This window comes from uncultured Thioclava sp., from assembly GCF_913064665.1.
GTDB lineage: Bacteria > Pseudomonadota > Alphaproteobacteria > Rhodobacterales > Rhodobacteraceae > Thioclava > Thioclava arctica.
This window is the reverse complement of sequence record NZ_CAJYBT010000038.1, coordinates 26,096-33,474: the sequence shown is the minus strand read 5'-3', so window position 1 is coordinate 33,474 and position 7,379 is coordinate 26,096. Positions and strand designations below refer to the sequence as shown.

Here is a 7,379-nt window from a genome sequence, read left to right as displayed (position 1 = left end):
CGCGCCAAACGAACCACCCACCAGCATGGTGATTTTGGGCACGTTGGTTGAGGCGACAGCGGTGACCATTTTGGCGCCGTGGCGTGCGATCCCCTCGTTTTCATATTTGCGCCCGACCATGAAGCCGGTGATGTTTTGCAAGAACACCAGCGGGATATTGCGGCTGGAGCAAAGTTCAATGAAATGCGCAGCCTTTTGCGCGGCTTCGGAAAACAGCACGCCGTTATTGGCGATGATCCCGACGGGGCAGCCTTTGACATGGGCGAAACCGGTGACGATGGTTTCGCCAAAACGCGGCTTGAATTCGTCAAAGCGCGAGCCATCCACGAGCCGCGCGATCACCTCGCGGATATCGTAGGGCGTGCGCAGATCGGCGGGCACGACACCGAGGATTTCCTCGGGGTCATAGGCGGGCTCTTCGGGGCTTTGCCATTGCACGGTGCTGGGCTTGGCGCGGTTGAGATGACTGACGGCGCGCCGGGCCAGCGCCAGCGCATGGGCGTCATCTTCGGCGAGGTAATCGGCCACGCCAGAGAGGCGCGTATGCACATCGCCGCCGCCCAAGTCTTCGGCGGTCACGACCTCGCCGGTCGCGGCCTTGACCAGCGGCGGGCCTGCCAGAAAGATCGTGCCCTGATCTTTGACGATGATCGTCACGTCTGACATCGCAGGCACATAGGCCCCGCCCGCCGTGCACGACCCCATCACCACCGCGATCTGCGCGATCCCCTTGGCTGACATGCGGGCCTGATTGTAGAAGATGCGCCCGAAATGGTCGCGATCGGGGAAAACCTCGTCCTGATTGGGCAGGTTCGCGCCGCCGCTATCGACGAGATAGATGCAGGGCAGATGGTTTTCCTCGGCGATCTCTTGGGCGCGCAGGTGTTTCTTGACGGTCATCGGGTAATAGGTGCCGCCTTTGACGGTCGCATCATTAGCCACGACCATCACTTCATGGCCATGGACCTGCCCGATCCCGGCAATCACCCCGGCGCAGGGCGCGGCATCATTATAAAGCCCATGCGCCGCCGTCGCGCCGATTTCCAGAAACGGTGCGCCCGGATCAAGCAGCCCAGCGACCCGTTCGCGCGGCGCCATCTTGCCACGCGACAGGTGACGTTCGAGCGCAGCTGCCCCGCCCCCCGCGGCGGCCCAATCGGCGGCCTCGCGGATTGTGGCGAGCGCGTCCAGATGGGCGGCGCGATTGGTTTTGAACCCTTCAGAGGCGGGCAGTGCCTGCGATGCAAGCTTCATTCCATATTCCCCAGATTATGCAGTTCCAGCGCACGCTGCGCCGTTTTGTTCAGATAGCACGAGCTGGCTATCACAGTGCGGATCGAGCCATCGGCCCAGATGCTATAGACCAGCCCGCAATCGGCATCACGAAAAGCAATCCAGGTGCGTTGCGCATCCAGCAGTTGATCGGCAAGCGGCGTGCCGCCCTGTTCAAGCAACTGCGCGCGCGCGCCCTTGTATTGCGCGTTCAAGATATCGTCCCAGACCTGCGCCTCGCCTTGCAGGCAGGCCGAGATGCCCAGCGTGGTTGCGCCACCCGGCTGGGCTTGGCAGGCGTTGGCGGCATCCCCGATACAGGCGGGATGGGTGTCTTTCGCCCCATCAAAACAGGCGTGCACCGTATTGGGATCAACACTTGGATCGGCCAGCGCGGGACTGCCCAACGCAGCCAAAAGCGCTGCGATCATCATCTGTTTCATTGTGGCTCTCCCTGAATATTGGCCGCGCATAGCATTGGGCGCAACGCATATTCACGCCGCAAGTGCAGGCGCGCCGCAATCGTTCTCGCCCTGCGGCGCCTTGCCGCAGACGCGATCACATATAGTTGATCCAAGTCAAAGTCTTGGGCGCTGCAGCGGTGCAGGCTTTGGCGCGTAAGAGAGTAAAGGACCCTCCCATGAAACACAGTATTCTGAGTTTGCCGCTGCTGGTGGCCACGGCAATGATCGCCGCCCCCGCGTTGGCGCAACAGGCTGGCGACATCACCTTGGGCTTTGGCCTGCATGAGGTCATGCCGAAATCCGACAATGGCACGCTGACTGGCGGGTTGAACGTGGATGTTGGCAATTCCGCCCGCCCGACCTTTACCGCCGAATACTTCGTGCGTGACAATATCGGGATTGAACTGCTGGCCGCGCTGCCCTTCAAGCATTCCGTGAATATCGACGGTCTGGGCAAAGTCGGCACCGTCAAGCATCTGCCGCCCGTGCTCTCGCTGCAGTATCACTTTGCGACCGGCACCGCCCTTACGCCCTTTGTGGGCGCAGGCGTGAACTACACCGGATTTTTCAGCGAAAAGACGACCGGCGCGCTGGCTGGCGACAATCTGAAGCTGGGGGATAGCTGGGGTTTGGCGCTGCATGCGGGCTTTGACTACAAGATCTCGGAGCATGGCGCGTTGCGTACCGATATCCGCTGGATCGACATCAACAGCGACGTCAAGCTGAACGGCACCAAGATCGGCACAGTTGAGATCGACCCGGTGGTTGTGGGCGTCGCCTATATCTACAAGTTCTGATTTCGGCGCAGGGGTCACACCCTGCGCTACACCACCCTTCGGCATTGCGGGGCGGAGCTTTGGCACCGCCCCTTTTTCGCCGTCCGACATACCGCCGCCGCAATCTGCGGGGCACATCGACAGCGCGGCCAAAGGTGCGCGCATCACAGCTTCTCCATGATCTCACGGCCAATCAGCATCCGGCGGATTTCCGAGGTGCCCGCGCCGATTTCCATCAGCTTGGCATCGCGGAACAGCCGCGAGACGTTGGAGTCGCTTAAGAACCCGGCCCCGCCCAGCGCCTGCACGGCCTGATGGGCCTGCACCATCGCCTGTTCGCTGGCATAAAGCACGGTCGCGGCCGCATCGTGACGCGTGACCTGACCACGATCGCAGGCCTTGGCGACCTCGTAAGTGTAGGCGCGCGCGGTGTTCATCGCGACATACATATCGGCGATCTTGGCCTGCATAAGCTGGAAATTCCCAATCGGCTGGCCGAATTGGTGGCGCTCTTTGGCATAGGGCACGACCTCATCGAGGCAGGCCATCATGATGCCCGTGCCGATGCCCGACAGCACGACGCGTTCGTAATCAAGTCCCGACATCAGCACCTTGGTGCCTCGCCCCTCGGCGCCCAGAACATTCTCGAAGGGCACTTCGCAATCGTCAAAGAATAGCTGCGCGGTGTTTGAGCCACGCATCCCGAGCTTGTCGAAATGGGGCGAGGTGGAAAACCCTTTGAAGGTTTTCTCAACGATAAAGGCGGTGATGCCTTTGGAACCCGCCTCGGGGTCGGTCTTGGCATAGACCACCAGCGTATCAGCGTCGGGGCCGTTGGTGATCCAGTATTTATGGCCGTTCAAAACATAGTAGCCGTTGCGCTTTTCCGCGCGCAGCTTCATGCCCACCACATCCGAGCCAGCGCCAGACTCGCTCATCGCGAGCGCGCCGATCTTGGCCCCCGAGATCAGATCGGGCAGGTATTTCTGCTTTTGCTCGTCCGATCCGTTGATCTTGAGCTGGTTGACGCAAAGGTTGGAATGCGCCCCGTAGCTGAGCGCGATACTGGCCGAGGCGCGCGCGATTTCCTCAGTCGCGACGACATGGGCCAGATAGCCCATTCCCGCGCCGCCATATTCCTCAGACACCGTAATGCCCAATAGGCCCAGCTCGCCCATCTCGGACCACAGCTCATTGGGAAAGGCGTTGTCGAGATCGGTCTTGGCCGCGATCGGGGCCACCCGCTCTGTCGCCCAGCGCCGCACCATCTCGCGCAACGCGCCGATATCCTCGCCCAGATCAAATTCCATGGAACCTGCGAACATCGGCTTTCCTCCCATTTATTGAACGCTCGTTCATTTAAGCTCGCAAGGCGAGTCGCGTCAAGAGGGAGCGTGCGGTGAAATAATCCAAATGCAATGGTGGAAAGCGCGCGCGCCTTGGTCCACAAAGGGGCGGTGAGATCCCTGCAAGAAGGCGCGCGACATGACGCAACAGCCTATTGTTATCATCGGTGCGGGTGTGATTGGCGTGATGAGCGCGCAGGCGCTGGCCGCGCTTGGTCACCGTGTGATCGTGCTTGATCGCGAACCGGGGCCGGCGCAGCTTTGCTCACGCGCCAATGCCGGGATCATCGCGGTGGGCGATGCGCAATCCTGGGCCGCACCCGAAGCGATCTTGACGCTGATGCGCGCAATGGCGGGGCGCGAACCGGGGGTGCGGGTCACGCGGCTCGGCGATCCCGCGCTGTGGCGTTGGGGGCTGGCATTTTTGCGCAATTGCACCCGCGCGCGCCATGACGCCAACACCGACCGTCTGGCGCGGCTAAGCGCCTTCAGCCGCGAGACCCTGCGCGCGGTTGCGCAGGATCTGGGGCTGGAGGACCTGCTACGCCATGATGGCGGGCTTTATCTGTATAGCGATGCCGAAGATCTGGCCCGTGCGGCGGGCGCACATGGCGCCAATAGCGCGCAACCGATGGACGCGCTGGATCGCGCCGCCCTGTTTGATCGCGAAGGCGCGCTGGCGCTGGCGCAAGACCGCTTTGCAGGCGCGCTGTTTTCCAAACGCGACAGTGTGGGCGACTGCCATGTCTTCACCAAAGGCGCCGCGCAAGATCTGGCCACGCGCGGATCGGTCACGTTTCGCTATGACAGCGAGGTCAGCGGGTTTGACACCGTTGACGGGCATATCCGCGGCGTGCGCCTTGGTGATGAGGTGATCACTGCGCAGCATGTCTTGCTGGCCACCGGCGTCGAGACCCCCGATCTGACCCGCCCCTTGGGGTTTGCGCCGCTGATCTACCCGGTCAAAGGCTATTCGGGCACATGGGCGCTGCGCGATCCCGCGCGCCTGCCCGCCCTGCCCTATATCGACGAGGCTGCGCATCTCGCAGTGGCGGTTTATGGCGGACAGTTGCGCGTTACGGCATTTGCGGAATTTGCCGGGCGGGATCGCTCTTTGCCCAGCCACCGCATCGCCGTTCTGAAGGATTACGTCACGCGCAATTTCGGTTTGGCCGTCGATCTGGATCGCGTAACCTTCTGGACCGGGCTGCGCCCCACCACCCCCGCAGGCCCGCCCTATCTGGGCCGGGTGCGCCGCTATGACAATCTGTGGATCAATGCAGGTCATGGCACGCTGGGCTGGACGACCTCGGCGGGCTGTGGCGCGCTGATCGCACAGGCGATGACAGGGGACACGCCCGAACTGCGCAATGTCTCGGCACGCGCACGCTGGCTGGACCCAATTTAGGAGACGATATGACCAAGATGATCCCCTATGAGGCCGCTGCGCATCTGGACTGGCCCGGCGCGGTCGAGGCGCTGCGCTTTGGCCATACCCTGCCGCGCGCGCAGGTCGGTGATATGTTTCTGGGGCCAGCACAGGCGACACTGCTTAGCCGGGGCGCCTATATCGAGGGGCTCGGCTATGGTGTGAAATCCTTTACCGTATGCGATGGCAATGCCGCCCAAGGCCTGCCAACGGTGCAAGGCGCGATGCTGGTCTTTCGCCCCCAAACCGGAGAGCTGTCGGCGATCATCGAAAGCCGCCTTGTGACCGAGTTCAAGACGGCGGCTGATTCCGTGCTCGGCGCGAAACTGCTGGCGCGCCCGGACAGCGCGCGCTTGCTGATCATCGGCGGGGGCACGGTCGCGCGCAGCCTGATCGCCGCCTATGCCGCACTGTTTCCGGGGCTCAACGAGATCGCGATCTGGACGCGCCGTCCCGAGCAGGCGCAAGCGCTCGCCGCCGAGCCAGCCCCCAAGGGCGTCACCCTGCACGCTGCCCCCGATCTGGAACGCGCCGTAGCGCGCGCCGATATCATCACCTCAGCGACGATGGCGCGCGAGCCGATCCTGCATGGCGCGTGGGTCAAACCGGGTACCCATGTCGATCTGATCGGCGCCTATAAGGCCGATATGCGCGAAGGTGATGACGCGCTGATGGCGCGTGCGCGCCTGTTCGTGGACAGCCGCGAAACCACGCTGGGCCATATTGGCGAGCTGATGATCCCGATCGCGGCGGGGGTGATCACGCCCGAGTCGGTGCGCGGCGATCTGTATGATCTGGTAAGCGGCGCGCCCGGGCGGCAAAGCGCCGACGAGATCACGCTGTTCAAGAATGGCGGGGGCGCGCATCTTGATCTGATGATGGCGCGCTATATCGTGGCGCGCGCGGGTTAACCGCTCAGTTCATCGCGAATGATGCGCGCGATTTGGGCCGCGTCGCTTTCGCTGAAGGTCAGCGGCAGGCGCAGATCCAGCAGCGTGGCAAGCACCGCATCGGTCTTGGGCATCGCCTGCGCCTCTGCGTAGCGCCAAGAGTCATGGCGCGAGGTGAACCCCGCAGGCTCATCCGCACCGAACCATTTCAGCTCGACCCCGCGCGCAGCGCACCGCGCGACGAAATCCGCCATTCGCTCCCCATCGCGACCGGGCAAGCGGAACTGGAACGACGAGCCGACATAATGCTCCGCCTGCGAGCGTTCACTCAGCGCGACACCGGGCGCGCCCGTCAGCCCCGCCTCCATCGCGCCATACAGCCGGTTCCATCGCGCCACCCGTTCGGGCAGTTCGGCCAATTGCGGGCGCAGGATCGCGGCGCGCAGGCTGTCCATCCGCCCCGACACATTGGGCGTGTCATATTTCAGCGCCTCGAACACCTCGGGCGCGGGGGCGGCCAGATGGCGGGGATACATCATGTAGCTGCCCGAGAGCAGGATCATCCGCGCCGCCAGTTCGGGATCATCGGTGACGATCAGCCCGCCCTCGCCCGAGTTGATATGCTTATAGGTCTGGGTCGAATAGCATCCGATCACGCCATGGCGCCCCGAGGGCACGCCCGCCCACGAAGCCCCCATCGTATGGGCGCAATCCTCGATTACGCGCAGATCATGGGCGCGCGCGATCTCCATTAAGGCGTCCATGTCGCAAAGATGGCCACGCATATGGCTGAGCATCAGCACGCGCGCCCCGGATGCTTTGGCCTTCGCAGTCAGATCGTCAAGATCGATGGTCAGGTTTTCGGTGCCCTCGACGAAGACCGGGCGCGCGCCAAGCGCGGCAATCGCGCCGGGCACCGGGGCCAGCGTGAAAGCGTTGGTCAACACCGGCTCATTCGGGGCCACATCCAATGCACGCAAGGCACAGCCCAAGGCATAGCCGCCCGAGGCCACCGCAAGGCAATATTTCGCGCCCGTGAAGGCGGCGAATTCCTGCTCCAGCAGCGCGACCTCGCCCGGCTCATTCGACGCGGTATTGTAGCGATGCAACCGCCCCGAACGCAGCACCGCGACAGCCGCTGCAATCGCATCCTCGGAGATCGGTTCTTGCTGGGTGAAATTGCCCTCGAAACGCTCGCTCAT

The 7,379-nt window shown here is 63.2% G+C and carries 7 protein-coding genes; 3 read left to right on the top strand and 4 right to left on the bottom strand.

Annotated elements, in window-relative coordinates:
• On the bottom strand, positions 1–1,254 hold a 1,254-nt coding region (locus tag QZ571_RS14610), incomplete at its 3' end, for a carboxyl transferase domain-containing protein (protein ID WP_295536389.1).
• Positions 1,251–1,715, bottom strand: coding sequence for a lysozyme inhibitor LprI family protein (locus tag QZ571_RS14605; RefSeq protein WP_295536386.1), 465 nt, complete (start codon positions 1,713–1,715; stop codon positions 1,251–1,253). The genes QZ571_RS14610 and QZ571_RS14605, both read right to left, overlap by 4 nt.
• Before the next feature lie 197 nt (positions 1,716–1,912).
• Here QZ571_RS14605 and QZ571_RS14600 point away from each other — a divergent pair, with 197 nt between their 5' ends.
• Positions 1,913–2,533, top strand: a complete 621-nt coding sequence (locus QZ571_RS14600) for an OmpW family outer membrane protein (protein WP_295536383.1) — start codon at positions 1,913–1,915, stop codon at positions 2,531–2,533.
• Between the two features lie 143 nt (positions 2,534–2,676).
• Here the strand turns inward: QZ571_RS14600 and QZ571_RS14595 are convergent, their stop codons facing one another.
• Positions 2,677–3,837 carry an acyl-CoA dehydrogenase family protein gene (locus tag QZ571_RS14595; RefSeq protein ID WP_295536380.1) on the bottom strand — a complete coding sequence of 387 codons (1,161 nt, stop codon included), beginning with the start codon at positions 3,835–3,837 and terminating at the stop codon, positions 2,677–2,679.
• Between the two features lie 160 nt (positions 3,838–3,997).
• Between QZ571_RS14595 and QZ571_RS14590 the strand changes: the two genes are divergently transcribed.
• A complete protein-coding gene (locus QZ571_RS14590) occupies positions 3,998–5,266 on the top strand; it encodes an FAD-dependent oxidoreductase (RefSeq protein WP_295536377.1) in 1,269 nt (422 codons plus the stop codon).
• An 8-nt stretch (positions 5,267–5,274) separates the two neighbouring features.
• Positions 5,275–6,198: an ornithine cyclodeaminase gene (locus tag QZ571_RS14585; protein ID WP_295536374.1), complete on the top strand. Its 924-nt coding sequence runs from the start codon at positions 5,275–5,277 to the stop codon at positions 6,196–6,198.
• On the opposite strand, the gene QZ571_RS14580 is transcribed toward QZ571_RS14585, so the two are convergent.
• The gene (locus tag QZ571_RS14580; protein ID WP_295536371.1) at positions 6,195–7,379 is read right to left on the bottom strand and encodes an aminotransferase class I/II-fold pyridoxal phosphate-dependent enzyme; all 1,185 of its coding nucleotides are present in this window, start codon (positions 7,377–7,379) and stop codon (positions 6,195–6,197) included. The genes QZ571_RS14585 and QZ571_RS14580 overlap by 4 nt on opposite strands.